The organism is Streptomyces sp. NPDC094034 (assembly GCF_040303865.1).
Lineage (GTDB): Bacteria > Actinomycetota > Actinomycetes > Streptomycetales > Streptomycetaceae > Streptomyces.
The window spans coordinates 79,234-102,671 of the sequence record NZ_JBEOUD010000022.1; the positions used below are offsets into that span (position 1 = coordinate 79,234).

22 protein-coding genes and 1 pseudogene are annotated in these 23,438 nt (G+C 70.4%); 19 read left to right on the forward strand and 4 right to left on the reverse strand.

What is annotated here, in order from left to right:
* Nucleotides 1-550: 550 nt before the first annotated feature.
* From ABTZ59_RS20675 to ABTZ59_RS20690, 4 genes are all read left to right on the forward strand, one after another.
* Nucleotides 551-754 carry an RlpA-like double-psi beta-barrel domain-containing protein gene (locus ABTZ59_RS20675; RefSeq protein ID WP_326613926.1) on the forward strand — a complete coding sequence of 68 codons (204 nt, stop codon included), beginning with the start codon at nt 551-553 and terminating at the stop codon, nt 752-754.
* Between the two features lie 14 nt (nt 755-768).
* Nucleotides 769-1,386 carry a cell wall protein gene (locus ABTZ59_RS20680; protein WP_351406342.1) on the forward strand — a complete coding sequence of 206 codons (618 nt, stop codon included), beginning with the start codon at nt 769-771 and terminating at the stop codon, nt 1,384-1,386.
* 29 nt (nt 1,387-1,415) lie between these two features.
* Entirely contained in the window at nt 1,416-2,318 is a 903-nt protein-coding gene (locus ABTZ59_RS20685) for a MauE/DoxX family redox-associated membrane protein (protein ID WP_351406350.1), read from the forward strand.
* Nucleotides 2,319-2,514: 196 nt separating this feature from the next.
* On the forward strand, nt 2,515-2,931 hold the full coding sequence (locus tag ABTZ59_RS20690; protein WP_351406355.1) for a hypothetical protein: 417 nt from the start codon (nt 2,515-2,517) through the stop codon (nt 2,929-2,931).
* 18 nt (nt 2,932-2,949) lie between these two features.
* Here the strand turns inward: ABTZ59_RS20690 and ABTZ59_RS20695 are convergent, their stop codons facing one another.
* Nucleotides 2,950-4,191 (reverse strand): saccharopine dehydrogenase family protein, encoded by a 1,242-nt coding sequence (locus ABTZ59_RS20695; RefSeq protein WP_351406362.1) that lies wholly within the window; start codon nt 4,189-4,191, stop codon nt 2,950-2,952.
* Nucleotides 4,192-4,348: 157 nt separating this feature from the next.
* Between ABTZ59_RS20695 and ABTZ59_RS20700 the strand changes: the two genes are divergently transcribed.
* From ABTZ59_RS20700 to ABTZ59_RS20715, 4 genes are all read left to right on the forward strand, one after another.
* On the forward strand, nt 4,349-5,059 hold the full coding sequence (locus ABTZ59_RS20700) for a TetR/AcrR family transcriptional regulator (RefSeq protein WP_351406373.1): 711 nt from the start codon (nt 4,349-4,351) through the stop codon (nt 5,057-5,059).
* A 221-nt stretch (nt 5,060-5,280) separates the two neighbouring features.
* Nucleotides 5,281-5,661 carry a VOC family protein gene (locus ABTZ59_RS20705; RefSeq protein ID WP_351406381.1) on the forward strand — a complete coding sequence of 127 codons (381 nt, stop codon included), beginning with the start codon at nt 5,281-5,283 and terminating at the stop codon, nt 5,659-5,661.
* 260 nt (nt 5,662-5,921) lie between these two features.
* Nucleotides 5,922-6,371, forward strand: coding sequence for a spore-associated protein (locus ABTZ59_RS20710; RefSeq protein ID WP_351406387.1), 450 nt, complete (start codon nt 5,922-5,924; stop codon nt 6,369-6,371).
* Between the two features lie 276 nt (nt 6,372-6,647).
* Nucleotides 6,648-7,199 (forward strand): YciI family protein, encoded by a 552-nt coding sequence (locus ABTZ59_RS20715; RefSeq protein WP_351406392.1) that lies wholly within the window; start codon nt 6,648-6,650, stop codon nt 7,197-7,199.
* 114 nt (nt 7,200-7,313) lie between these two features.
* On the opposite strand, the gene ABTZ59_RS20720 is transcribed toward ABTZ59_RS20715, so the two are convergent.
* The gene (locus ABTZ59_RS20720; RefSeq protein ID WP_351406397.1) at nt 7,314-8,861 is read right to left on the reverse strand and encodes a DUF1349 domain-containing protein; all 1,548 of its coding nucleotides are present in this window, start codon (nt 8,859-8,861) and stop codon (nt 7,314-7,316) included.
* A 114-nt stretch (nt 8,862-8,975) separates the two neighbouring features.
* On the opposite strand from ABTZ59_RS20720, the gene ABTZ59_RS20725 reads away from it, so the two are divergent.
* The 5 genes and pseudogenes from ABTZ59_RS20725 to ABTZ59_RS20750 all read left to right on the forward strand — a co-directional run bounded on the left by ABTZ59_RS20725 (nt 8,976) and on the right by ABTZ59_RS20750 (nt 16,410).
* A complete protein-coding gene (locus ABTZ59_RS20725) occupies nt 8,976-10,130 on the forward strand; it encodes a sensor histidine kinase (protein WP_351406402.1) in 1,155 nt (384 codons plus the stop codon).
* Between the two features lie 4 nt (nt 10,131-10,134).
* On the forward strand, nt 10,135-10,809 hold the full coding sequence (locus ABTZ59_RS20730; RefSeq protein WP_351406409.1) for a response regulator transcription factor: 675 nt from the start codon (nt 10,135-10,137) through the stop codon (nt 10,807-10,809).
* A gap of 204 nt (nt 10,810-11,013) precedes the next feature.
* A complete protein-coding gene (locus ABTZ59_RS20735) occupies nt 11,014-11,736 on the forward strand; it encodes a dienelactone hydrolase family protein (protein WP_351406415.1) in 723 nt (240 codons plus the stop codon).
* Between the two features lie 556 nt (nt 11,737-12,292).
* Nucleotides 12,293-14,400: pseudogene (locus ABTZ59_RS20740) on the forward strand (SpoIIE family protein phosphatase).
* A gap of 411 nt (nt 14,401-14,811) precedes the next feature.
* The gene (locus ABTZ59_RS20750) at nt 14,812-16,410 is read left to right on the forward strand and encodes an MFS transporter (RefSeq protein ID WP_351406424.1); all 1,599 of its coding nucleotides are present in this window, start codon (nt 14,812-14,814) and stop codon (nt 16,408-16,410) included.
* A gap of 195 nt (nt 16,411-16,605) precedes the next feature.
* Here ABTZ59_RS20750 and ABTZ59_RS20755 read toward each other — a convergent pair whose 3' ends face one another.
* Nucleotides 16,606-17,040 (reverse strand): MerR family transcriptional regulator, encoded by a 435-nt coding sequence (locus tag ABTZ59_RS20755; protein ID WP_351406785.1) that lies wholly within the window; start codon nt 17,038-17,040, stop codon nt 16,606-16,608.
* Between the two features lie 28 nt (nt 17,041-17,068).
* On the opposite strand from ABTZ59_RS20755, the gene ABTZ59_RS20760 reads away from it, so the two are divergent.
* A complete protein-coding gene (locus tag ABTZ59_RS20760; RefSeq protein ID WP_351406432.1) occupies nt 17,069-17,839 on the forward strand; it encodes a methyltransferase domain-containing protein in 771 nt (256 codons plus the stop codon).
* A 168-nt stretch (nt 17,840-18,007) separates the two neighbouring features.
* Here the strand turns inward: ABTZ59_RS20760 and ABTZ59_RS20765 are convergent, their stop codons facing one another.
* Nucleotides 18,008-18,472: an SRPBCC family protein gene (locus tag ABTZ59_RS20765; RefSeq protein WP_351406444.1), complete on the reverse strand. Its 465-nt coding sequence runs from the start codon at nt 18,470-18,472 to the stop codon at nt 18,008-18,010.
* Nucleotides 18,473-18,521: 49 nt separating this feature from the next.
* Between ABTZ59_RS20765 and ABTZ59_RS20770 the strand changes: the two genes are divergently transcribed.
* From ABTZ59_RS20770 to ABTZ59_RS20790, 5 genes are all read left to right on the forward strand, one after another.
* The gene (locus ABTZ59_RS20770) at nt 18,522-19,127 is read left to right on the forward strand and encodes a TetR/AcrR family transcriptional regulator (protein WP_351406791.1); all 606 of its coding nucleotides are present in this window, start codon (nt 18,522-18,524) and stop codon (nt 19,125-19,127) included.
* 290 nt (nt 19,128-19,417) lie between these two features.
* Complete coding sequence (locus tag ABTZ59_RS20775) at nt 19,418-19,960, forward strand: PadR family transcriptional regulator (protein WP_351406451.1); 543 nt, start codon at nt 19,418-19,420, stop codon at nt 19,958-19,960.
* A 157-nt stretch (nt 19,961-20,117) separates the two neighbouring features.
* Nucleotides 20,118-20,306 (forward strand): hypothetical protein, encoded by a 189-nt coding sequence (locus ABTZ59_RS20780; RefSeq protein WP_351406457.1) that lies wholly within the window; start codon nt 20,118-20,120, stop codon nt 20,304-20,306.
* A gap of 248 nt (nt 20,307-20,554) precedes the next feature.
* On the forward strand, nt 20,555-21,574 hold the full coding sequence (locus tag ABTZ59_RS20785; protein WP_351406464.1) for a GlxA family transcriptional regulator: 1,020 nt from the start codon (nt 20,555-20,557) through the stop codon (nt 21,572-21,574).
* Nucleotides 21,575-21,793: 219 nt separating this feature from the next.
* Entirely contained in the window at nt 21,794-23,215 is a 1,422-nt protein-coding gene (locus ABTZ59_RS20790) for a DJ-1/PfpI family protein (RefSeq protein WP_351406473.1), read from the forward strand.
* The last annotated feature ends 223 nt before the right edge of the window (nt 23,216-23,438 follow it).

A 23,438-nucleotide genomic window follows, 5' to 3' on the forward strand; every position in this document is an offset into this window, starting at 1 on the left:
CGGAACCAGGCCGTCTCCTTGGATCGGAAGCGACCTCACGCGAACGGAGCCGGTCAGGGCGTGGACTTTCTAATCACCCGGCTGACGTGGTGTCAATCAACTTCGCAACTGGGGCATTTGGGGTTGGTCCGGCCGGCATACGGGCGCCGTCCCCGATCAGGGATCGCCACGGACCCGGCCCCGGCCGGGTAAGGCTCGCGGTGAAGGTGGCTCTCAAGCCGCCCTCTAGCCAACGCGCGTAGATAACAGCATCATGGGGGTGCTTCAAGCGCGCGACCTTCTCGCGAATTTGACATATGCACGTCAATTTTGAACGGAGAGAGGCGGCACCATGGCTTGCGGATCGACCAGCCTGTGGGCTGGTGAAACGAGTTGGTTCTGTTGCGGATCCGCGTGGGGTCCGTGCGGCAGCGCCGGCGGAGGCGCCTGCGGCAACTGCCGGTCAAGCGCCAACCACGGCGCCTGGCCCAACGCGTCACAGGCATGCTGGGACATCACCCGGCCCGACCTGTGCGGCGAGAACATACCCAGACGCGGCTGCGGCGCCGTGATGAACGTCAGACACCAGTGTTCCGGCGCGACGGTGTGCATCACGATCACCGACTGCGGACCGCGGACGAAGGAATGGTGCGGCGAGGCAGCCTGCTGCAACGGCGCCTGCCGCACCAACCGCGTCCTGGATCTGACCCCGGCCGCCTTCTCGGCCATCGGCAACCTCAGCTCCGGCAAGCTGCCGGTCTACATCTACGAGTGAGAAAGGACGCGGACATGACCTCTCGCCAAGGCGACCACCGCGGCCTGGGCCGCCGTCGCTTCCTCACCACCGCCGCCCTCAGCGGCGCCACCATCGTCGGAGCGACCGCGCTCGGCGGCATCGACGCCGACGCCGCCTTCGCCGCCGAGCCGTCACTCGACCCCGCGATCGCGAAGTCCTCCTTCGTGGAGGGCCGGATCACCGGCATCACCGGCAGCATCCTGGAGGTCGCCGGCTCCTACGGTGACCACGCGCGTGTCCAGATGACCAACGCCACCAGTGTGTGGAAGGTCCGGGCCGTCACCGCCGCGGCGATCGAGATCGGTGACGGTCTCTACGCCCGTGGTGTGCCGATGCCCGACGGCACCGTCGCCGCCGACGCGGTATGGGTGAACATCGTGAACCTCGACACCCAGATCCGCGGCATCGCGAAGAACCGGCTCCACCTCGCCCACGGCCGGCACGAAGTCGTCGGCAACGTCCTCGCGGACACCACGAATGCCTCGTACGCGGGCCGCGCGCTCACGTCCGACCTGTCCCGGTTGCGCATCGGGCAGAGCGCCCAGGTTCTCGGAGCCTGGCGGCCGTCCGACAACTCCGTGGACGTCGTCCGTGTCTCGGTCGGGCACTGACCGGCGGGAGTGAGGTGGAGGACGCGGAGATGCTCTCACTGACAACGGGCCTCGCCCCGCTGGTCCTTGCCGGTCTGCTCGGCTGGACCGGCGCGGTCAAGCTGTTCAGCCGTGGCACCGTGCTCGCGGCGCCGAAGACGGCGCTGGCCCGCATGCTGAGCAGCAGCGAGCGCGCGGCACTGGTGCTGCGCGCTGTCGGCGCCGGAGAACTGCTCATCGCCGCAGGGCTGTTGGCCGCGCCGGTGAACCCGGTGCCGGGGGCGGCCGCAGCCCTGCTCGGCGCGGGCTTTCTCGGCTATCTCGGCTACGGTCGGGCACGTGCCCCGGAGTCGTCGTGCGGCTGCTCGGCGAACGAGGACACGCCGATCACCTGGCGCGCGTTCGCACGCGCCGCGGTGGTGCTGATGGGCGGTGTGGCGGCGGCCGTGGCGCATGACAGTTGGTGGTCCACGGTCTCCGGGCAACCCGCCGGGTCGCTGGGGTTCCTGGCCGCCGCCGCGATCGTACTGATCGCGCTCTCGGCCGATCTCGACCGGTGGTGGCTGCTGCCGTTGCGTCGGGCGAGGCTGCGTGTCTTCGGGCATCCGCTCTTCGGCACCGGGGCGGGAGGCCATGTGCCGGTCGCCGCGAGCGTCGAGCTACTGGAGAACTCCCTTGCCTGGCAAGCGGCTTCACCCGTGGTCCGGTCGGCTCTGCTGGACCACTGGGAGGAGGACGGCTGGCGCGTTCTCCTCTTCTCGGGTGTGTACGAGACGGCGGAGGATGCCCGGCCGGTCTCCGTGGTGTTCGCACTCGACGCGACCTTCAGCCGCGACACCCCCGGCGATCCCGTCGTCCGCGTCAGTTTCCTGGACGCGGACAGCGGGGAGCCGGTGGGAGCGGAGATGCTGAGCGCGGTGCCGTCGCGGAAGGCGCTGCCGCTGGCGAGCTGACGCGGGCCCAGAGCGGCCAAGGAGCGGGCCCGGGGGCGTCACGTACGCCCGCCGGGCCCCTGTCTCCATTACCTCGCGCGTAATCGACGCCTCCCGCTTCACTTGGCAGCCTTGCGGTACCGGAACCCGGGCGGCGCACTCCGTCCGGGTACCGGCTCCCGCCAACCGGTACGACCTCGATGGAGGCTGTCTCGCCATGTCCGCAACTCTGCTCGCCGGCATCGCCCGCACCACTGCGCCGCAGACCATGCTGCGCCGGTTCCTCGCCCTCGACGCTCTCACCACCGGCGTCAACGGACTGGCGTACGTCGCGGCATCCGGGCCACTCGGCCGGCTGCTCGGGGTCGACGACACCCTCCTGCTCGGCCTCGGCGTATTTCTCACCCTGTTCGGGGCCGGAGTCGGCTTTCTCGCCACCCGTCACCGGCCGCCGCGGCTACCCGTGAAGGTGGTCGTCGAGGCGAATCTGCTGTGGGCCGTCGTCAGCGTCGCCGCGCTCGCGCTCTGGCTCGCCCCGACCACGGCCGGCGCCGTCTGGATCCCCGTGCAGGCGCTGACCGTCGCCGGTTTCGCCGTCCTCCAGTGGTCCGCGCTGCGCGTATGGAACGCATGACCTGGGGGGGTGTCAGAGTCAGTCCTGCTGTTCGGAGCCGTGCTCGCGGATCCCCCACGGGGAGCCGTACGCGGTCAGCAGATCCAGGAACGGGCGCGGCGGGAGAGCCTCCGGGCCCAGGACGCCGGTCCCCGCCCACACCCCGCCGGCCACGAGCTCAAGCGCGACAACCGGGTTGATCGCGGTCTGCCACACCACGGCCTGGGAACCGTACGTCCGCATCGACCACTGGTTGTCGACCACGTGGTACAGGTACACCTCGCGCGGTTGGCCGTCCTTGACGCCCTTCACCCAGGTGCCCGCGCAGATCTTGCCCGTCATACGCTCGCCGAGCGTGGCCGGGTCCGGCAGGCAGGCGGCGACCACGTCACGCGGGGAGACCCGCACCGGCGCGCCGTCCGCGTCGCGGACCGTGACCGGCTCTGTCGCGTCCAGGCCCAGCGCGTGCAGGGTCTTCAGCTTGTCGATGAAGTCGTCCCCCAGCCCGTACTTGAAGGTGACTCGCCGGGCGTCCACCCAGCGCGGCACCAGCAGTACCTCTTCGTGTTCGACGTTGACGCACTCGACCGGGCCGATGCCGTCGGGGAAGTCGAAGACCTCCGGTTCGCTGAACGGTTCGGTGGTGAACCAGCCCCGCTCGCGCTCGTACACCACCGGCGGGTTCAGGCATTCCTCGATCGTCGTCCAGATGTTGAAGGACGGGGCGAAGTCGTATCCCTCGACGGTCAGATTCGCTCCGTCGCGGACGCCGATCTCCTCGATCTCGTCGAACAGTTCGTCGGCCGCGTACCGGGCGAAGACGTCCGACAGCCCGGGTTCCACCCCCATGCCGACCAGCGCCAGCCGGCCCGACTTCTGCCACGCGTCGGCCCGCGCGAACTGCTCGTCGCCCAGTTTGACCCCGCACCGCGCGTACGGTTGCGCGGCGTGCGGCCGGGACAGCGACATCGCCATGTCCAGATAGTGGCTGCCCGCCGCGAGAGCGGCCTCGAACAGCGGCATCACGAAACGCGGATCGGTGGCGTTCAGCAGCACGTCGCACCTCTCCTCGGCGAGCAGGGCGGTGACCGCGGCCTGGTCGGAGGCATCGATACGGCGCGCGATGAACCGGCCCGCGCCGTCGTCCAGCGCCGCCACGGCCGCCTCGGCGCGCGTGAGGTCGTAGTCGGCGACCACGAAGTGGCCGAAGAAATCCCGGCGGGCCGCGATCCGGGTGATCGCGGTACCGACGCCACCGGCGCCAACAAGCAGAACACGCATGAGGAAACCCTCTCTCCGTGGGGTACGCGCGATCCGCGCCCCATGGGAGGGGATGAAAGCCGGGCGCACGAGTTAAAGTCAATGGTGTTGGCATAAGGACCGGGTACCGGCCCGGCGGGGCGGGATCGTCCGTCCTCCGGCACGAGAGGCATACGCGATGGCCAAACAAGTGGTACCCGAAGGGGCACGCAGACGGCGGCGCCCCACCCGGCAGGGAACCGTCCTGTCCGAACGGCTGATCATCGAGACCGCCCTGCGAATGCTGCGCGAACACGGCAGCGCCGGGCTGTCCGTCCGCCGCCTCGGCACCGCCCTCGGCGCCGACCCCAGCACCCTCTACCGGTACTTCGACGGCATGGACGGCCTCACCCTCGCCATCGGCGAGGAACTGATCGGCCGAGCCCTCGACGGCTGGACCGCCACCGGAGACTGGCGCACCGACCTGCGCGAACTCGGCCGGCGCATCCACGGCGCCTACCTCGACCACCCGCAGGCCGCCGTGCTCACCGCCGGCCGTGTGACCGGTCGCCCCCGCGAGATCGCCGCCGACGAGACAGTCCTCGGCATCCTGCGCACCGCCGGCTTCCCCGACGCCGACGCGGTCCTGGTCTTCCACGCCTTCATCGACCAGAGCCTGGCCTTCGCGGCCCTCGACGCCGGCACCCTCGCCCTGACCGAGACCTCCCGCACCTCCGACGAACGGCAATGGGAATCCACCTACGCCCGGCTGCCGGCCGAGAAGTACCCGCACATCGCGGCGACCGCACAGCTGCTCGCCGCACGCATGAACCACAGCGCCTACCCGGTCGCTCTGGACATGCTGCTGGCAAGCGCGGACAGCCGGCTCCAGGCGCTGCACGCCGACTGACCGAGCCGGGCGGCCGGCCGCCGACCAGGTCCGCCGCTACGGGGGCTACCGGCCGGGTGAAGCTCATGTGCCGACGATGAGCTTGTTCGCCCCGGAAATCTCCTCGCCCGTGCTCGGCTGGTCCGGTACGGTCGCGGGGTCGTTCTCACTGCTGGGAGCGCATGAGGTTCGCGTATGGCCTCCCGCCCCGGCAGTTCCCCCGGCTGAGGGCAGGTTTCGTCATGGCATGTCGTATCGGTGAGCTCGTGCTCGATTGTCGCGACCCCGAGGCGCTGGCGCGGTTCTGGTGCGAGGTCCTGGACTTCGTCGTGCTCGATCGCGAGCACGACGGCTCGGTGGAGATCGGGCCGCGCGAAGGGTTCGGTGGCCCGCAGCCGACGATCTTCCTCAGCCGCAGTGATAAGCCGGAGGAGGCGAAATCCCGGCTGCACATCGACGTCAACGCCACCGACCGCGATCAGGACGCCGAGCTCGAACGCCTTCTGAAGCTCGGTGCGCGCCCGGCCGACATCGGCCAGACAGGGGAGGAATCGTGGCATGTTCTGGCCGATCCCGAGGGCAATGAGTTCTGCCTGCTCAAGGCCCGCATCAAGCCACTCTGATGCCCATCCCTCACACCTGAGCACCGGATAGTTCGGGTCTGCCTCGACGTCCGGTGTGACGGGCGTATCGGCCGGGACCGCAAGCCAGCGCGACGAATCGCGCCAGTTCCCGACCGTGGTTCCCGAGTGTCCTGGGCGGTGTCAACGTCCTGCGCGTCGGCGCGGCGTCACCGTCAACGTGAACACGGCACAACCATCCGTGCCGCTCGCGGGTCACATCAAGTGGGAGCAAACGGCTCTCAGGGAATCAAGGGGGAAATATGAGCATCACACGCAATATCGTGGCCGTCGGGGCATTAACCGCACTGGCGGCTGGCGCCACGACCGCGTTCAGCACGACCGCCTCCGCCGCACCCAACGTCACACCGCAGGGCGTCTGCGGCAGCGCCTACAAGACCGTGAACTCGGTGCCCGTCGGCAAGCTGGGCACCGTGTACCTGACGTACAACTCCTCGAACGGCAAGAACTGCGTCGCCACCATCCGCGCCAACCCCGGCACGGCCACGTACATGTCCGCGTACATCTACGTCCCCGACACCGACGAGTGGGCCGGGGACTCCGGGAATTACACGTCGTACGCGGGACCCTCCTACGTCTACGGCAAGGGCTACTGCGTGAGCTGGGGCGGCAGCATCGACAACGTGTACGTGTCGGTGGAGAACTCCAACTGCGCCGCCCTGAAGGAGCACCGGGTCACCCGGATTCGCTGATCCGGCTCATCACCCGGCCGAGGGTCCCGCGCCGCCGGCCTCCCGCGGTTCGACCTTGTGGACCTTGCCGCTGACGGTCATCGGGAAGGTCCACGAACGGCCGCAGGCGGCGCGGGGTCCTCGGCGTGACCGCCGCGGCGCGGGGTCCTCGTCGTGACCGTCGGCCCGACCAGGCCCGCACGGAGTCGGCACACGTGCCTCTGGGGGAGGCTCCCGAGCAACCGTCGCGAGGAAAGTCGCTCGACCTGGATATCTCCTTGGAGAGATCCTCTGGGCATGGAGTTCCTCTGCTATCACCGTGACCGGCCCGACTCCGCGGTGCTGCGGTACGAGTTGCTGGAAGAGCATTGGTCTTATATGGACCAGTACGCGAAGGAGATGATCGCCCGGGGCCCGACCCTCGCCGACGACGGCGACACACCCACCGGAAGCGTGCACATGGTCGACCTGCCCGATCCCACCGCCGCCCGCGCGTTCGCCTTCGACGAGCCGAACTACCAGGCCGGCGTCTACCGGGACGTGCTACTGCGACGGTGGCGCAACACACTGGGACGCACCATGTGGGACTTCTCCGGTGGCCGGACCGGCGGCAACCGGTACCTGGTGCTCGGCCTCGGCACAGGGCAGGCCGTGGACCTCGCGGTGCCGCCCGTCCGGGACGATCTGATCGCTTACGGGCCGTTGTTGTCCGACGACGGCGCCACCTGGCTGGGCACAGCGGTGCTGATCCGAGCGCCCGACCCGGAGACGGCACGCGCCGTCCTGACCTCGGACGGGTACGCGGACATCGAGGTACACAACTGGCAGTTCGGCGGGCGCCCGTCATGAACCGAGCGCGGAAGGTGTTCCCGAACACCGGCGTGCTGGTGGGGTGCGCACGGTGGCGGTGGCGCCGGCCGCGGTGACGGCGCGGGGACCCGCGGGCCCCCGCGCCGTCAAGGGTCACCTCCAGTCCGCCGGCCGCCCGGCCCGCTGACCTCCTCGCGGGAGGCGGCTGAGAGCAAGCCCCAGAAGCATCACCGCGTACACGCACAGCACAGCGATCCCGCCCCACCACGGAAGCGGGAAGAATCCGGCCGAGGGCGCGTAGTGGGCGACGACCTGCGGATATTCGGTGAGGGTCTGCTGGACGGCGAATCCGGCGGCCGGAGTGACCCGCAGCAGCCACTGTGACAGGCCGTCGGCCAGCAGTGGGAAGGAGGTCATGACGTACGGGACCACGATCGTCAGGACGGCGACGAGGATCGCTATCCACGCCCGCCGAAGCAGGGCGCCGAGCGCGAGCGCGAGCACGGCGGCGAGGGCGAGTACGGCGGCCGTACCGAGAACGACCCGCACCCCGGTGAGCGCAGACACGTCGATGACGGGGATCCCGTTCCCCTTCAGGATCGCCACGCCGACCGGGATCACGATGCCCACGGCGAGGAGACCCGTCACGAACGTGACGGCCCCGACGACGATCGCCTTCGCCATGAGCATTCGTCGGGTGACCGGCACAGCGCGCGCGGGCACGCGGCGGTACTCGGAGGTGACGAACCGAACGGCGACCACGAGCACGATGACCAGCCCGAAGGCCAGTCCGCCGAGGGTACGCTCCACCGGGCGGCCGACGCTCCCGGAACCTGCCGGCCCGATGTCGCCTATGCCGGTGACGGTGAACGTGCCGTTCTCCTCAACGGCCCCGGACGCCTTGTGGTACTTCTCCCAGTCGGTCCGGTTCATCTCGCCGACGGCGTCTTTGCTCCAGCCCCCGTTGGTGGCCGAGCCCTGGAGGCCGACGTTGTCGAAGACAGCGCCGGCTTGCGTGAAGCGCACCTCTTCCGTGGCACCGCCCAGGCCGACAGGCCGTAGCGTCAGGTCTCCGGGAGAGGTGGCGAACAGGCCGACCCGCACGGTCCTGGGCAGCCCGGACAGCTTCGCCGTGCCGACCTTGGCCCACCGCTCGCCGTCGGCGGACTCGTAGCCGGTGATGGTGTCGCCCGACCGCGTCAGCCGCAGCCAGCGCGGCGACTTGGCCGAGACCCCACCGGCGCTGCCCGCGGTGTCATGGCGGTAGTCGTACTGCATTCGCACGCCGTGGCTGCCGGTGAGCATCAACGCCGCGTAGGAGGAGCCCTGTTGGACCCCGTCCTTGATGATGATCCCGGCCTTCGCCCATGGCACCAGGCCCGGGACGATCTGGTCATGGTTCGGCGGCGGGTAGGTGATCGTGCCCGTCATGGAGGTCATCCGGACGGTGATGCTGCCGCTCTCGCCGAGATCGCGATGCAGGAAGTAGAACTGGTCGTTGACGAGGGAGCCGTCCGGCCCGACAGGTTCGGCCGGGCACGGGCCGTCGCAGGACGCGTGGTTGCCGAACGCGTAGAGCAGTCCGAAGGTGATGACGACCAGAGCCGCGGCCGCCATGGAGATCAGCCGGCCCGGACGCCGGAAGCCGGTCCATTCCCGCCGGAGTGGTTCGTTGGTCGTGGGTTCGTTCGCCGTATGCATGGATCCGGTTCTACGGATCCGGCCATGACAGGATCCGAACCACCCCTGTCATGCCGCTGTTAGGTGCGGTGGGACATCCTGAGTCCGGGCGGACCCGAGTGGGGGAAGAGGACCATGGGCAAGCTACGGAGCGCGACCGTTGGACGGCGATTCACGATCCTGTACGCCGCGGGATTCCTCGGATCCGGCACCGTGCTGCTCGCCCTGACCTTCCTGATGTCCGGCAGCCGGTTGACAAGCGTCGCTCCTGAACAGCCCCCGAGCGGCCCGCCCGACCTCGCCGGCGCCGAGCAGCAGATCCGCGATCTGCGGAGGCAACTCGCGGACGTGCACGCGCAGCAGAACCACCAGCTGCTGGTCGGCTCGCTGATCGCGCTGGTGGTGATGGTGGGCGTCTCACTCCTGCTCGGCCGGGTCCTCGCCGGCCGGGTACTGCGCCCACTGCGGCTGATCACCGCGGCGACACGGCGGATCTCCGCGGAGAGCCTTCATCAGCGCCTCGCCGTGGCCGGCCCCGTCGACGAGGTCAAGGAGCTCGCCGACACCGTCGACGGTCTTCTGGAGCGCCTCGAAGCCTCATTCGTCGCGCAGCGCCGGTTTGTCGGCAACGCCGCGCATGAACTGCGTACGCCGCTGGCTACGATGCGGGCGTCTTTGGACGTCGCCGTCGCCAAACCGGAGCCCGCGGCGCAGACCACCGCACTCGCCGACCGGTTGCGGATCGAGCTCGACCGGGTGGACCACCTGCTGGACGGCTTCCTCGTGCTCGCGCGGGCGCAGCACAGCACGTTGGCCGACCGGACCTCCGTGTCGCTCGGCGAGCTGGCACAGGAGGCGCTGACCGCTCGGGCGGCCGCCATCACCGCGAAGACACTGTCCGTCGATGACGAGGTGTTGCCGAACGCCTGGACGCGGGGGAGTCCGGCGCTGCTGTCCCGGATGGTGGAGAACATGGTCGACAACGCGGTCGTGCACAATCAGGAAGGCGGCTGGATCCGGATCGCCGCCGAACACGACGACACCGAGACACGCCTTGTCGTCGAGAACGGCGGACGCGTCCTCGACCAGAGCCAGGTGGACGGGCTCACGCGACCGTTCGAGCGCCTGGGCGCCGACCGGACGGGGTCGGAGGGGAGCTCAGGTCTGGGGCTGTCGATCGTCGCGGCGATCGTCGAAGCGCACGGCGGCCGCCTCGCCCTCCTCGCCCGGCCGGAGGGCGGCCTGTGCGTCGCGGCGGTGCTGCCGTCGGCAGCCGGTTGTGAAGGATGACACCGTGAGGGTTCTTGTCGTGGAGGACGCTCGGTCGCTCGCCGAAGTCGTCGCCGAGGGTCTGCGGGACCAGGGGATGGCCGTCGACGTCGCGCACGACGGTCTGGCCGCCGCCGCCAAGCTCGACGTGAACGCGTACGACGTGGTGGTCCTCGACCGCGACCTGCCCCGCATCCACGGCGACACGCTCTGCCAGATGATCACCGAGCGGGACGATCGCGCGATGGTGCTGATGCTGACCGCGGCCGGGGCGCCCGGCGACCGGGTCAGCGGTCTCACCCTCGGCGCCGACGACTATCTCGCCAAGCCCTTTCACTTCCCGGAACTGGTCCTGCGCATTAGGTCCTTGGCCCGCCGCAGGCCGACCGCCCGGGCCCGCACGCTGCGCGCCGCCGGCATTGAACTCGACCCGGTACGCCGGACCGCCCTGCGCGACGGCCGTCCCCAGGAGCTGTCCGTCAAGGAGTTCGCCGTGCTGGAGGCGCTGCTGCGCGCCAGCCCGGGCTTCCTGAGCGCCGAGGACCTCCTGGAACAGGTGTGGGACGAGAACGCCGACCCGTTCACCAATACGGTGACCGTCACCATCGGCCGGTTGCGCCGCAAACTGGGCAGCCCGCCGGTCATCACGACGACGCCCGGAGTGGGCTATCGCATCGTCGACGCTCCACCTGTCCGATAGTCCTGGTGCGTCCGGCCGCGGAGCCTCCGCGAAAACCCGTTGGCGGACCACGGCGGCCAGTGCTACTTTCCCGGAGGCCGTGCGAGAGAACGTGGAGGTGGTACCCGTGAACGCAGTATCGACATGGGTGCTCCCCTCCGGGGTCACGGTCGGGCGATAGGTCGTCCGGGAGCGCCGCTCTGAGCACTCCCGAAAGGCACGACGATGCACTTCACTTCCGAGCAGCGCCTCGACGAGGGCGTCCTCGAACGCGCATTCTCCCTCGGCGAGATTCCCGGCACCCTGTGGACGCCTGAATCCGCCGCACCGGTCCCGCTGGTCCTGATGGCCCACAACAACGGCCTGCCCAAGGCGGAACCCCGGCTGGTGGCCCGGGCCCGTTACACCGCGGCACGCGGCTACGCGGTCGCCGCCATCGACGCCGCCGGCTGCGGCGACCGGCCCCGTTCCGCCGCCGACGATCAGGCCCGTGTCGACCTCCGGCGGGCGATGCGGGCCGGTGAGCCGGTCGACGAGATCTTCGAGTCGTTCATCGGCCCGCTGGTCGAGAACGCGGTCCCGGATTGGCGGAGCACTCTGGACGCCCTCCTTGAGCTGCCCGGGATCGGCGGCCCGGTCGGGTACTCGGGGTGGGCCGCCCTCGGCATTCGGCTGGCGGTGGTCGAGCCGCGCGTCGCGGCCGCCGGTTTCTTCGCCGGGGGGTACGTGCCCCTCGCCCAGCGCGAGGAGGCCCGGCGGGTCACCGTTCCGCTGCTGTTCCTGCTGCAGTGGGACGACGAGGGGAACCCCCGGCAACGGGCCCTGGACCTGTTCGACGCCTTCGGCAGCAAGGAGAAGACGCTGCACGCCAATATGGGCGGGCACACCGGCACTCCGTGGTTCGAGGTCGAGGACGGGGACCGTTTCTTCGGCCGACACCTGAAGTGAGGCTGAGTCGTCTGCCGGGCAGCAGACGGTAGGCGGTGCCGGCCAGACCGCCGTCATCGGGGACAGGTTCCGGCCCTCCTCGATGGCGGTGGCCGGCAGATGTACGACTGCCCGGATCGCGAACGGTGCGAGGTCGCGGATGCCCAGGCTGGTGTCGCACGCCGCGATGGGACGGCATCGCGAAACCGTGAACGGCGCCGTGGCGAATGAGCCCGTGCCCCTCAGTGGCACGATTCGCGCACACTGTGCCGTCACACCACCACACTGTGCCGTCACACCACCATGGACGTCATGCCCATATGTGCGTATTGTCCCTATATGCGCGATATTCGGTGCGACTGGTGCGGCACTCCTCTTCTGAGGTGGTCGGCGCACGGCCGCCAGGGCCCCCGGCCCGCGCACCGGCAGGCGGCCTGGTGCCCATGCCGCCATTGGCAGGAGGCCGTGGTGGCCAGGACACGGTTGCTCGGGAGGCGCCCACCGCACGCGTCGGCCGCTCCCGGAAGGCCCGCACTCACCCGGCCACCGCATCCGCTACGAGGGCCGGGTAGTGCCCATGCATGAGCCCTCCGGCTCCGGCCCCGGTAAGGGGCATATGGAATCCCTCATGGCTGACGTGATGCGCGAGACCGGCGCGTCGATTGGCCTGTTCTACCTGCTGCCGCCCGGCGAACGACTGCTGCGGCTCGCTCTGACGTGCGGTGTCTCCCAGGAGATCGCCGCGCCCTGGGCCCGCGCCTTCGTGGACGCGTCGACGCCGGTCGCGGATGCCATGCGCCATGGCCATCTGGTGTGGCTGGACAGCCGGGAGGAGGTGGCGCGTCGCTACCCGCAGCTGGGCCTCGTGCTGCCGTACGACTTCATGCTTGCGGCGGCCCCCTTCACCAGCGGCACCGTGGTGTGGGGCGGCATCGTGTTGCTGTGGCCCGTCAGCCAGCCGCCACGGCTCAGCCCGCATCAGCGTGAAGCGGTCAGCACATGCTGTGGGCAGGTGACGGATCTTCTTGAGCGAGCCGCCGACCACGGCACTCCGCTGCTGCCCCCCGAGGAACCCTGGTCGCTTCCGCCACCGCTCAAAGGGGCCGATCCCGACCGGGCGAGGGCCGCGCTCGAATTCACCGAACGCCTGCCGGTCGGCTGTTGCACCGTGGACCTCGACGGCCGGCTCACCTTCATCAACTCCGCGGGTGCCGAACTGATGGGCGCCGACGCCGCCTCGCTCACGGGGAATCGCCCTTGGGACGTACTGCCGTGGATGCACGCCCCGGTCAGCGAAGACAGCTACCGGGCAGCGGTGGTCACTTGTCGGCCCACTTCCTTCACCGCCGTGCGCCCCCCGGGAACGGCACTCCTCTTCGAGCTCTACCCCGACGACAGCGGCATCAGCGTCCACATCACGCCCTCCACGGGGGAAACGGTCGCCGCGCGGACTCCGGCATCCGACGAACCGGTCGGCGCGATGGCGCTGTACCACTTGACGCACTTGGCGGCCACCCTCGCCGAGGCCGCGAGCGTCCATGACGTGATCGACGTGGTCGCCGACCAGATCGTGCCCGCCTTCGGCCCCCAGGGTCTGGTCCTCATGGTCGCCGAGGAGGGCCGCATGCACATCATCGGCCACCGCGGCTACAGCGCCGAGTTCCTCAGACCCTTCGACGGTACGCGCCTGACCTCCCACACCCCGGCCACAGAGGCACTGGCCTCGGGTGATCCGGCCTTCTTCCCCACCTTCGCCGACTTCCGGCGCGCCTACCCCGAGGCACCCCGCTACAAGGCCAGGAGCGCCTGGGCCTTCCTGCCCCTGACCGCTTCCAGCCGCGTCATCGGATCCGTCGCCCTCTCCTACGACCGGCCACGCACCTTCGTCCCCGCCGAACGCGCCCTTCTCACCTCCCTCGCCGGACTGATCGCCCAGGCCCTGGACCGCGCCCGCCTCTGCGACGCCAAACACGCCCTCGCCCACACCCTCCAGACCGCTCTGCTGCCCCACGCACTGCCCCACGTCCCCGGACTGGACATCGGCGCCCGCTATCAGCCCGCCGGCCACGGCATGGACATCGGGGGCGACTTCTACGACCTCATCCACGCACCCCTCGCCACCACGGCGGCGATCGGTGACGTCCAGGGCCACAACACCACCGCCGCCGCCCTGATGGGACAGGTCCGCACCGCCGTCCACGCCCACGCGGCCGCCGGCACGCGCCCTGGCGACCTCCTCACCCGCACGAACGCCTCCTCACCGACCTCGACGCCGGGCTGTTCACCAGTTGCCTGGTCGCACAACTCGATCTCGTCCACCACCGTGCCCACCTCGCCACCGCAGGACATCCTCCGGCCCTGCTCCGCCATCCCGACGGACACACCGAAGTCCTGCGCCTGCCCACCGGACTTCTGCTCGGCATCGACCCGAATGCCGACTACCCCACCACCGAAATCCCCCTCCTGCCCGGCGCCGTACTCGTCCTGTACACGGACGGCCTCGTGGAATCCCCCGGCGTCGACATCGACGACACCACCAACGCCCTCGCCCAGCACCTCGCACACGCCCGGATCCACGACCTGGGCAATCTCGCCGACGACCTCATCCGCCATGCCGAACGGTCCGCCCCACGCCGCGACGACATCGCCCTCCTGCTCATCCGCCCCCACCCAACCGGCGACTGACGGCGCCACACCATCTCCCGGTTCACTTCGAAGGCGGTCTCCACCAGCTGGCCCGGGAAAGTGTCCCGGGCGTGGGCGAGGGTGACCAACTGGTCCGGTGCGAGGCCGCGCCGACCGTTCTCGACGTTCCTTCGGAGACCGGCCCCGTGCCCGCGCGAGCCCGGATCCGTTTGCGTACCAGGCTGTTCAACTCGCCATCCTCTTGCGTCGTAGGCAACGTTGTATGCCCTCGACGCACAGTGCGTTTACGGTCCTCGTAGTGATCCAGAACGGCTGGGACCACCCGCCTGACGCCCGGCCCGTACCGGCCCACCGCGCGACCGCATCACACGGCGCGCGGCCCCCACCCCGTTCACTCGGCGACCGGCCGTGCTCCGGCGCTGACTCCGTATGCCGTTTTGAGAGGAATCCATGCCTACGAACCAGCCTCCGCAGGTGGCAGCCGCTGCCGCGATCGGCGCAGCCGCGCCCGACGAGCGTCAGCTGCGCGCGATCCTGGTCACCGTCTCGATCGCGCTGATGGCCGTCATCGCGTCGGTGTCCGGGCTGAACGTCGCCCAGACCCACATGGCCGTCGAGTTCGGCGCCTCGCAGAGCACGGTCCTGTGGATCATCAACATCTACACCCTGACCCTGGCCGCACTGCTGCTGCCGCTCGGCGCCATCGGTGACCGCTTGGGCCGTAGGCCCATGCTGATCGCCGGGCTGGCCGTCTTCGGCGTCGCGAGCGTCGCGGCGGGCCTGGCGCCGACGGCCGAGGTGATGCTCGCCGCGCGCGTGGCCGGCGGTATCGGCGCTGCGGTGATCATGCCCATCACCCTTGCCGTCATCACCTCCACCTTCCCCGAGGAGCAGCGCGGAAGAGCGATCGGTGTGTGGACGGGCGTCGCCGGAGGCGGCGGCATCATCGGCATGTTCCTCTCCGCGCTCTTGGTCGACGTGGCGAGCTGGCGCCGGCTGTTCGTCCTGCCCGTGGTGCTGATCGTCGTGGCCCTGGTCATGACGCTGAAGTCGGTTCCCAACTCCCGCGAGAAGTCCGGCCATTCCTTCGACTCCGTCGGCGCGCTGCTATCGGCCGTCGCCGTGGTCGGGCTCATCTTCGTCCTACAGGAGGGACCGGAGCGCGGCTGGACCGCTCCGGCCACCCTGATCAGCCTCGCCGTCGGGCTCATCGCGGCCATCGCCTTCGTGTCCTGGGAGCTGCGCCGCCGGGACGCGTCGCTGCTGGACGTGCGCCTGTTCCGCGAGCGGGGCCTGGCCGGCGGCTCGATCACGCTGCTCGTGGTCTTCGGTGTGCAGGCCGGTATAGCCGTGGTCCTCTTCCCGTTCTTCCAGGCCGTGCTCGGCTGGTCGGGACTGCTGTCCACGCTCGCGCTGATGCCCATGGCCGTGATGATGATGGCGACCTCCGGCCTGGCCCCCACCATGGCCGCGCGCGTCGGCGCCCGCGCGACCATGACCGTGGGAATCGCGTTGGCCGGCGCCGGTCTGGCCCTCATGGCTCTCTTCGTCTCCGTCGACGGCGGCTATGTGTCCATCCTTCCCGGCATGCTCGCCATGGGCATCGGCATGGGCCTGTCGATGACGCCCTCCACCGAAGCCATCACCAGCTCCCTGCCACGCGAGAAGCAGGGCGTCGCCTCCGCTCTCAACGACGTCACCCGCGAGTTCGGCACCGCACTCGGTGTCGCCATGCTCGGCGCGCTTCTGTCGGCCGGGTACCGCGGCGCCATCGACGACAGGTTGCACGGCATCCCGCGGTCAACCGCGGACACCGCGCGGGAAGGCATCGCCAACGCCGTCGAGGCCGCCGACAGCGCGGGCTCATACGCACAGGACCTGGTCCACGCCGCCCAGCAGTCCTTCGTCGACGGATGGCAGCAGGCCATGTGGGCAGGCGTCGCCGTCATGGGCGTGCTGCTCGTCCACATCGCACTCCGCGGCCCGAGCAACCCAGCCCCCTCGCCCACGAACGACGCGGAAGCCGCCGAGGCCGCCCCCATTCGGTGACCGCACGGCAACGGGGCGGATCATCCGGCATGAGTGGGGCATCGCACCGCCGCGATGCCCCACACCTCAGCTCGGCAGCGCGCGCCGCGATCAGGACAGCCATGCCGACCGAGCGCCTGGACGCCTTCATCACCGGCCGGTGCGTGAAGATCGACGACGAGATCCTGTCTCATGAGGTCGGTGCCACGGCCCCGTTCACCGGCTCTCCGGCCCGACGTCGGGGCCGGCCCGCTCGGTGATGAGCCGCCGGTAGTTCGGGCACTGGGAGACGTCCTCGTACGCGCAGTTCAGGCCGCCCTCGATGAGCTCCAATGAGGCCTGGGCCGCTGCGATTCTCGACCGGAGTTCCTCGGCCGCGGGGCGCAGGATCGCGTGCCGCGTGCCGCGGTCGATGGTCGCGGACAGGCTCCTGATGGTGCTCAGACCAAGGCCGGCGTCCTTCAACATGAGGATCGTCGCCACGCGGGTGAGGTCGTCCGCACCGTAGCGGCGGCGCCCGCCGGCGTCCCGTCCGGGGTGCAACAGGCCCATCGCCTCCCAATGTCGCAGCACGTGTGTGGCCAGGCCGAAACGTGCCGCGAGGGCGCCGATGCTCAACGTACCGGCCGGTCCGTCGTCGCTTGACTTCATGCCGACATTAAGTCGCAGCATGACGTCCATGTCCAAGAATCAGGATGCGGTGGCAGAGCACCGCGACACCGAAGCCCTGCTGGCCGTCCTCGACGCCGCGGACCAGATGCCGAGCGCCGTTCGGCTGCGGGCCCGCTCCTACGAACTGCTGTCCCCAGTCCCGGGCTCGACCGTCGTGGACGTCGGCTGCGGCGCCGGACGGGCCGTCGCCGAACTGGTCGAACGCGGCGTCCACGCGGTGGGCGTGGACCCCAGCCCCTGGATGCTGGCCGCGGCGCGGAAGCGGTGGTCGCAGGCGGAGTTCCGGGAGGCGGGGGCGGAGGCTCTGCCGTTCGCCGACGCAAGCGTGCGCGGCTACCGTGCCGACAAGGTCTTTCACGTACTCCAGGAGCCAGAACGCGCGGTGGCGGAGGCACGACGGGTTCTCTGTCCGGGCGGCAGGATCGTCCTGGTCGGTCAGGACTGGGACGCCATCATGATCGACTCGGATGACGCGGCGCTCACCCGCACGATGGTGCACGCCCGCGCCGACCTCCTGGGCACACCCCGCGCCGGCCGCCAGTACCGCAACCTGCTCCTGGCCGGTGGCTTCGACGATGTCACGGTCGAGGCGCACACCACCGTGTTCACCGACCCCGCGATGCTGTCGTTGCTCGTGAGGCTCGCCGAGCAGGCCTGCGCCAGTGGCGCCGTCGGCCCTGACCAGGCGGACGCGTGGCTCGCCGAACAGCGCCGACGCGCCGAGGCCGGCCGCTTCCTCGTCGCCATTCCGTTCTTCGTGGCCTCCGCCTCCGCCTGAGTGCGCTGTCGCACGAGGTGGGTGCCGCCTCGGCGTCGGGAGGCGGCACGGCGGCGGACGGACGGTGTCCGGAAGGGCGTGCCGTGCCGACGTCGGCGCTTGCCCCACGAGCCGATGGTGACGAGCAGTCCGCTGATCCGGTGACAGCGGAGCGGAAGTGGACCGACGTCAGGATCCGGCGGTGGACACGTGGCGAGCCAACTCGGTGGCCAGGCGCTGCATGACCGTACGGTTGGCGCTCCGCATCGTGGCCCGGACGACGGGGGCCAGCAGACGGTCGGTGAGCGGGGCGCGCTCCCAGGCGTATGTGAACGAGACCCGGCTTCCGCCGATCCGCAGCGGTTCGATGGTGTAGACGCCCTGGGCCAGCCGTCGGCCGGCCGCGCTGACGTTCCGTTCGACGATGCGCCGCGGTGGGTCTGCCTCGACGACCTCGATGGCGACGTCGGTCTTCTTGCCGCCCAGCGTGGCGGTGACCGTGGCGCACGATCCGATGCCGCGGCCCGGGCCGCTGTAGTGCCATCCGGTCAGGTAGTGGTTGGTGAATCGCTCGTGGTGAGCCATGACATCGAGGAAGTCGTAGACCTGCTCTGGGGTCTGCGGAACGTCGATCGACACGGTGACAGCCTTCATGTACCACACGGTACACAGGGCATGTACCAATCGGTACACTCGTGACGTGATGAATATGGACGGCTCACATCCCGAGGGTGAGGCTGCGCCCGGCACGGACGGGGACCGGCGTTCTCAACTGGTGAACGCGGCCGTCGACTACGTCGCGGCACATGGCTTCGCGGACCTGAGCCTGCGCGGCCTGGGCGCCGCGATCGGCGTCAGCCACCGCATGCTGATCCACTACTTCGGCTCCAAGGAAGCGCTGCTCGTCGAGATCGTCCGCACCTCGGAGCGGCGCCAGCGCGATCTGCTGTCCCAATTCCGCCTGGAACCCGGTCTCTCGCCCTCCGACGCCGCGAGGCTCCTCTGGCGGCAGCTGACGGACCCTCGGCTGGCCGGTCAGGAGCGGCTCTTCTTCGAAATCTGCGGGCACGCGCTGCGGGGCCGTCCTGAAACCGCCCTGTTCCTCGAAGGGTTCGTGAACGACTGGCTGGAGCCGCTCATGGCCGCCGAGGTCGCCGCGGGTACGGACCCCGCCGTGGCCCGGAACCGCGCCAGACTGGGACTGGCCACCGTCCGGGGTCTGCTGCTCGACCTGCTCGCCACCGGTGACCGCGCCGGTGTCGACGCGGCGATGGAGGAGTTCCTTCAGCTGTACTACGGCTCGGAGTGACGCGGTCGCCGATCAGGCCGGGCGGCCGGGCCGGACGACAACCGCTGTTCCCACAGCGGTCGCTGAGGTAGACATACGACTCGGCCCGCTTCGCGGGCTCCCCGGGATCGCGGTAAAGCCGCGCCGCCGCATGGCCGGAGCCGGCGGCGAGGCGCGACCGGGCCCTGAAAGGTGTCTCCGGCGTTCTCGGCCTTCTGCTCAGCGCCTCGCCGAACCCGGCGGCTGTGGGCTGCTTTGACACACTCAATGGATAACCGCTCTCTATTGCGTGTCGTGGAGGAGGATGGCCCGTGCGGGATGCGGTGCTGGCGTTGCTGGTCAAGGGGCCGTCGCACGGGTACGAGTTGCGCCGCCGGCTGGCGGTGGCGCTCGGACCGTTGGGACAGACGCTGAACGCGGGGCAGATCTATGTGACGCTCGGCCGGCTGGAGAAGGCGGGGCTGGTCGTTCTGGAGCGGGTGGATGCGCCGGTGCGTGGCCCGCAGCGCAAGGTGTACGCGCTGACGGCTGAGGGGCGGGAGCGGGTGACCGCGTGGATGGCGGAGAGCGCCGGGCCCAGAGCGGATGTGACGGAGTTTCATCTGAAGCTGGTGGCCGCCGCCGAGTCGGGTCTGGCCGATCCGCTCGTGCTGGTGGACGGGCGGCGGCGGGAGTTGCTGCACAGCCTCGCCGAAGCCCAGCACGCCGCTCTCACTCATGACACGGACTCGGAGGCCGGACTGCTCCTGGAGGGCATCGCCCTGCGGCTTCAGGCAGATCTGCGCTGGTTGGAGGCGTGTGGGCGGACCTGGTCGGCCCGCGGTTCGCATGGGGAAAGCGGAGGAATCGGATGACGAGTGACGTGTGGGACCGCGGATTCGTTGACGGGCGTGCGCCGGTGCTGCGGGCGGTGGGTCTGGCGCGCGCCTACGGGCAGGACGAGGGGCTGGTGCGGGCCGTCGATGAGGTCGATCGTGAGGTGCCCGTCGGGCAGACGCTCGCCGTGACGGGGTGGCGGCGGGCATTCCGGCCGGCCTCGGCCTGTACTGGTTCTTCGGCACACGGATCACGCCGCCGGGATCGTGGCTGCTCACCGCCGCGCTCGCCGTACTGCTGGCCGTCGCGGCGTTGGCCGCCCTTCCCGCGTGGGCCCACACCCGCAAGCCCGCGGCGCGCGTCCTGAACGCCGAGACCGCGTGACCGTCCTTTTTGCCAGGGCCGCCGGTCAGTCCCTTCACGCGTTCGCGGCCCCGGCGGCCACGAGGGCTGGTGCGTGTGCGATCTGCGCGGCGCCGACGCCCCCGCCCGCGACGGACCCTGGTCGGGGACACGCCGGGGCGGGTGCCTCTCTCGTCGGGCTCGGGCCTTCGGCCGCGGGTGCCAGATCCGTCCGCTCAGTGTCCCGTACCGCCCTGTCCGGCTGGTCCGGTGGTGCCTACGGTGGAGGGGTGAGCGAACAGGATGTGGTGAGCACCGGCCGGACGGTGGTGCTGGTGCTGCCGGAGGTGAACCTGCTGGACCTGGCCGGTCCCGTGCAGGTCTTCGACACGGCGGCCTTCCTCGGTGCCGGTTACCGGCTGGAGTACGTGTCCGAGCTGCCCGAGACGGCCTCGGCCCAGGGGCTGCGGCTGGCCGGGCTCGCCGCGCTGCCGGAGACCGTGGTGGGGCCGGGCGATCTGGTCCTGGTCCCGGGCCCCCGGCTCACGGCCGGATCCGACCGGCCGTCCGCCGCGCGCCCGCTCGTACCGGAAGCCGCGGTGCACTGGCTGCGCGCGGCTTACGACGCGGGGGCCCGGATCGCCTCCGTGTGCAGTGGAGCCGCGGCGCTCGGCGAGGCCGGGCTGCTGGACCGCCGGGTGTGCACCACGCACTGGGCGCTCACCGGCGCACTGCGAGAGCGCTATCGCACCGCCCGGGTGCGGGAGGCCGTCCTCTACGTGCACGACGGCCGGATCAGCACCAGCGCGGGTATCTCGGCGGGTGTCGATCTCGCCCTGTCACTCGTCGAGCGTGATCACGGACCGGCGCTCGCGGCCGCCGTCGCCCGGGAGTTGGTCGTCTATCTGCGCCGGGATGCGACGAGTCCACAGATCAGTGCGTTCCTGCGGCACCGGGCGCATCTCCAGCCCGCCGTCCACCGGGTGCAGGATCACCTCGCCCAGCATCTCGACACCCCGCACACCCTCGCGGAACTCGCCGCCGTGGCGCATCTGTCGCCGCGCGGCCTCAGCCGGGCGTTCACCTCGGCCACCGGGATCACCCCGCTCGAATACCAGCGTCAGCTGCGGCTGGAGCGGGCGCGGGCGCTCCTGGCCGAGACCGATCTGACGGTGGAGGCGGTGGCCGAGCACTGCGGTTTCCGGGACGCCAGACAACTGCGGCGGCTCTTCGCCGAACACCACGGCACCCCGCCCTCCCAGGCGCGCGCCGAAGCGGTGGGCCGTCATCCGGAGCGCGGGACGGGCTGACCCAGGCTGACCCACGAGCGGATCCACGGGCTGACCCACGGGCGGATCCACGGGCGGATCCACGGGCGGATCCACTCCAGGGGTTCCCCCGCTGACCCACGTGCTGACCCACTCCAAGGGTTCGCCCCCTTTCTTCCGATTCCTCGCGTTTCATTCGTATCGTCATTCGACCCTGGGCACGGCGCGTTGCTTCGCCCTGCCCGGAAACGGAGTTCTTCGATGTCACGCCTGCTTCGCCGGGCTGTCTGGGTGCTGCTCGGCACCCTTCTCTCCCTCGCCACCTTCGCGGGAATCGCCTTTGCCGGGGTGTCCGCCGGCATGAGTGACAGCTTCACCGCCGCGCCGAAGGCCGCGCTCAGAGGCGGGCTGCCCCCGGCGGCGGCCGTGCCCGAGGGCCGGATCACGGTCGCCGTCGCCGTCAGCAACGAAGGGTCCGTCGCCGCCGATGTGCTGGCGCCCTTCGAGGTCTTCGCCTCCTCGGACCGGTTCTTCGTCTACACCGTCGCCGAGAAGCGGCGGCCCTCACCACTCTCCGGCGGCGCGAGCCTGCTGCCCGACCACACCCTGGAGGAGACCGGCACCGCCGCTCTGCCCGAACCGGACGTCGTGGTCGTCCCCGCCGTCATCGACCCGTCCGGTGAGAAGGAAGAACCGCTCCGGGACTGGATCACCGAACGTGCCGGCCGGGGAGCCCGAGTGCTCGGTGTCTGCGCGGGCTCCGAACTGGTGGCGGCGACCGGGTTGCTCGACGGACGCGACGCCACCTCCTTCTGGTCGAACATCGGCTCCCTTGAGCGCGACTACCCGAAGGTGCACTGGAAGCGCGGTGAGCGGTACGTCGAGGACGGAGAGATCACCACGACCGCCGGGATCACTTCGGGCACGGTGGGCGCGCTGCGCGTGGTGGAGGAGTTGGCGGGCACCGCGGAGGCCGAGCGGATCGGGCAGGGTCTCGCCTACCCCGGCTGGAGTCTGGACGGTCCCACCAGGATCGCCGAGAACCGGCAGGCCCCCGCGGACCTTCCGTACGCCCTGGGCGCCGCCTTCCCGTGGCTTCGCCCGACGCTCGGCATCGGGCTGGTCGACGGTGTCGGCGAGATCGACGCGGCGGCGGCGTTCGAGGTCTACGAAGGGGTGTCGTTCGCGTTCCGTTCCGTCCCGCTGGCGGCGGGCGGGCGCGTGACCACCCGGCACGGCGTGGTGCTCCTCGCCCAGCCGGCGGGTGACGGCGCGGGCTCGTACGGCGTTGACCGTCTGGTCGTCCCAGGCGTCACGCGCGCCTCGCAGGTGAACGAGCCGCTGCGGGGCTGGGCTTCCCGGCACGGTCTGGAGGTGGAGATGCCCGGCGGTGGACGGGCCGGCGGTGAATTCGGCTTCGATCCGGTGCTGCGGGACCTGGCCGCACACACCGACCGGGCGACCGCGCTGATGACCGCGAAGTTCTCCGAGTACCCCTCGGGACATCTGAAGCTGTCGGGGCCGGCCTGGCCCTGGCGCACGACGAGCCTGGCCGCGACAACCCTCGTGCTCTCGGCCGGCGTCGGCCTGGCGCCCACCGCGATACGCCGGCTCGTCCGCCGCCGAAGAGCCCTCCGAACGGGAACCGGTGCCGAAACCGCCGACAGGGCGAACGTGGCCTGACGCGGGCACTGGACAGCGGGGCCGGGCGAGGCGACCGGGCACGCCGGAGGGGAATCGGATCGTCCGCTACTGCGAGCTGTGGCAGTCTCCCACGGGGTTGTCGAAAGCATGGTCGAGCGCCATCGACGGTCGCTGATGGGCGGCCTTGATCGCGGAGGCGTTGCGCGGAGGGGAGGTTGGCGCTTCGGCCCGTGGAAGACCGTCCACAAGCGACATTTGCAGT

Coding starts and splice junctions, on each gene's coding strand:
- ABTZ59_RS20675 (WP_326613926.1), top strand. CDS start 551: ATGAACGTCAGACACCAGTGTTCCGGCGCGACGGTGTGCATCACGATC.
- ABTZ59_RS20680 (WP_351406342.1), top strand. CDS start 769: ATGACCTCTCGCCAAGGCGACCACCGCGGCCTGGGCCGCCGTCGCTTC.
- ABTZ59_RS20685 (WP_351406350.1), top strand. CDS start 1,416: ATGCTCTCACTGACAACGGGCCTCGCCCCGCTGGTCCTTGCCGGTCTG.
- ABTZ59_RS20690 (WP_351406355.1), top strand. CDS start 2,515: ATGTCCGCAACTCTGCTCGCCGGCATCGCCCGCACCACTGCGCCGCAG.
- ABTZ59_RS20695 (WP_351406362.1), bottom strand. CDS start 4,191: ATGCGTGTTCTGCTTGTTGGCGCCGGTGGCGTCGGTACCGCGATCACC.
- ABTZ59_RS20700 (WP_351406373.1), top strand. CDS start 4,349: ATGGCCAAACAAGTGGTACCCGAAGGGGCACGCAGACGGCGGCGCCCC.
- ABTZ59_RS20705 (WP_351406381.1), top strand. CDS start 5,281: ATGGCATGTCGTATCGGTGAGCTCGTGCTCGATTGTCGCGACCCCGAG.
- ABTZ59_RS20710 (WP_351406387.1), top strand. CDS start 5,922: ATGAGCATCACACGCAATATCGTGGCCGTCGGGGCATTAACCGCACTG.
- ABTZ59_RS20715 (WP_351406392.1), top strand. CDS start 6,648: ATGGAGTTCCTCTGCTATCACCGTGACCGGCCCGACTCCGCGGTGCTG.
- ABTZ59_RS20720 (WP_351406397.1), bottom strand. CDS start 8,861: ATGCATACGGCGAACGAACCCACGACCAACGAACCACTCCGGCGGGAA.
- ABTZ59_RS20725 (WP_351406402.1), top strand. CDS start 8,976: ATGGGCAAGCTACGGAGCGCGACCGTTGGACGGCGATTCACGATCCTG.
- ABTZ59_RS20735 (WP_351406415.1), top strand. CDS start 11,014: ATGCACTTCACTTCCGAGCAGCGCCTCGACGAGGGCGTCCTCGAACGC.
- ABTZ59_RS20750 (WP_351406424.1), top strand. CDS start 14,812: ATGCCTACGAACCAGCCTCCGCAGGTGGCAGCCGCTGCCGCGATCGGC.
- ABTZ59_RS20755 (WP_351406785.1), bottom strand. CDS start 17,040: ATGAAGTCAAGCGACGACGGACCGGCCGGTACGTTGAGCATCGGCGCC.
- ABTZ59_RS20760 (WP_351406432.1), top strand. CDS start 17,069: ATGTCCAAGAATCAGGATGCGGTGGCAGAGCACCGCGACACCGAAGCC.
- ABTZ59_RS20765 (WP_351406444.1), bottom strand. CDS start 18,472: ATGAAGGCTGTCACCGTGTCGATCGACGTTCCGCAGACCCCAGAGCAG.
- ABTZ59_RS20770 (WP_351406791.1), top strand. CDS start 18,522: ATGAATATGGACGGCTCACATCCCGAGGGTGAGGCTGCGCCCGGCACG.
- ABTZ59_RS20790 (WP_351406473.1), top strand. CDS start 21,794: ATGTCACGCCTGCTTCGCCGGGCTGTCTGGGTGCTGCTCGGCACCCTT.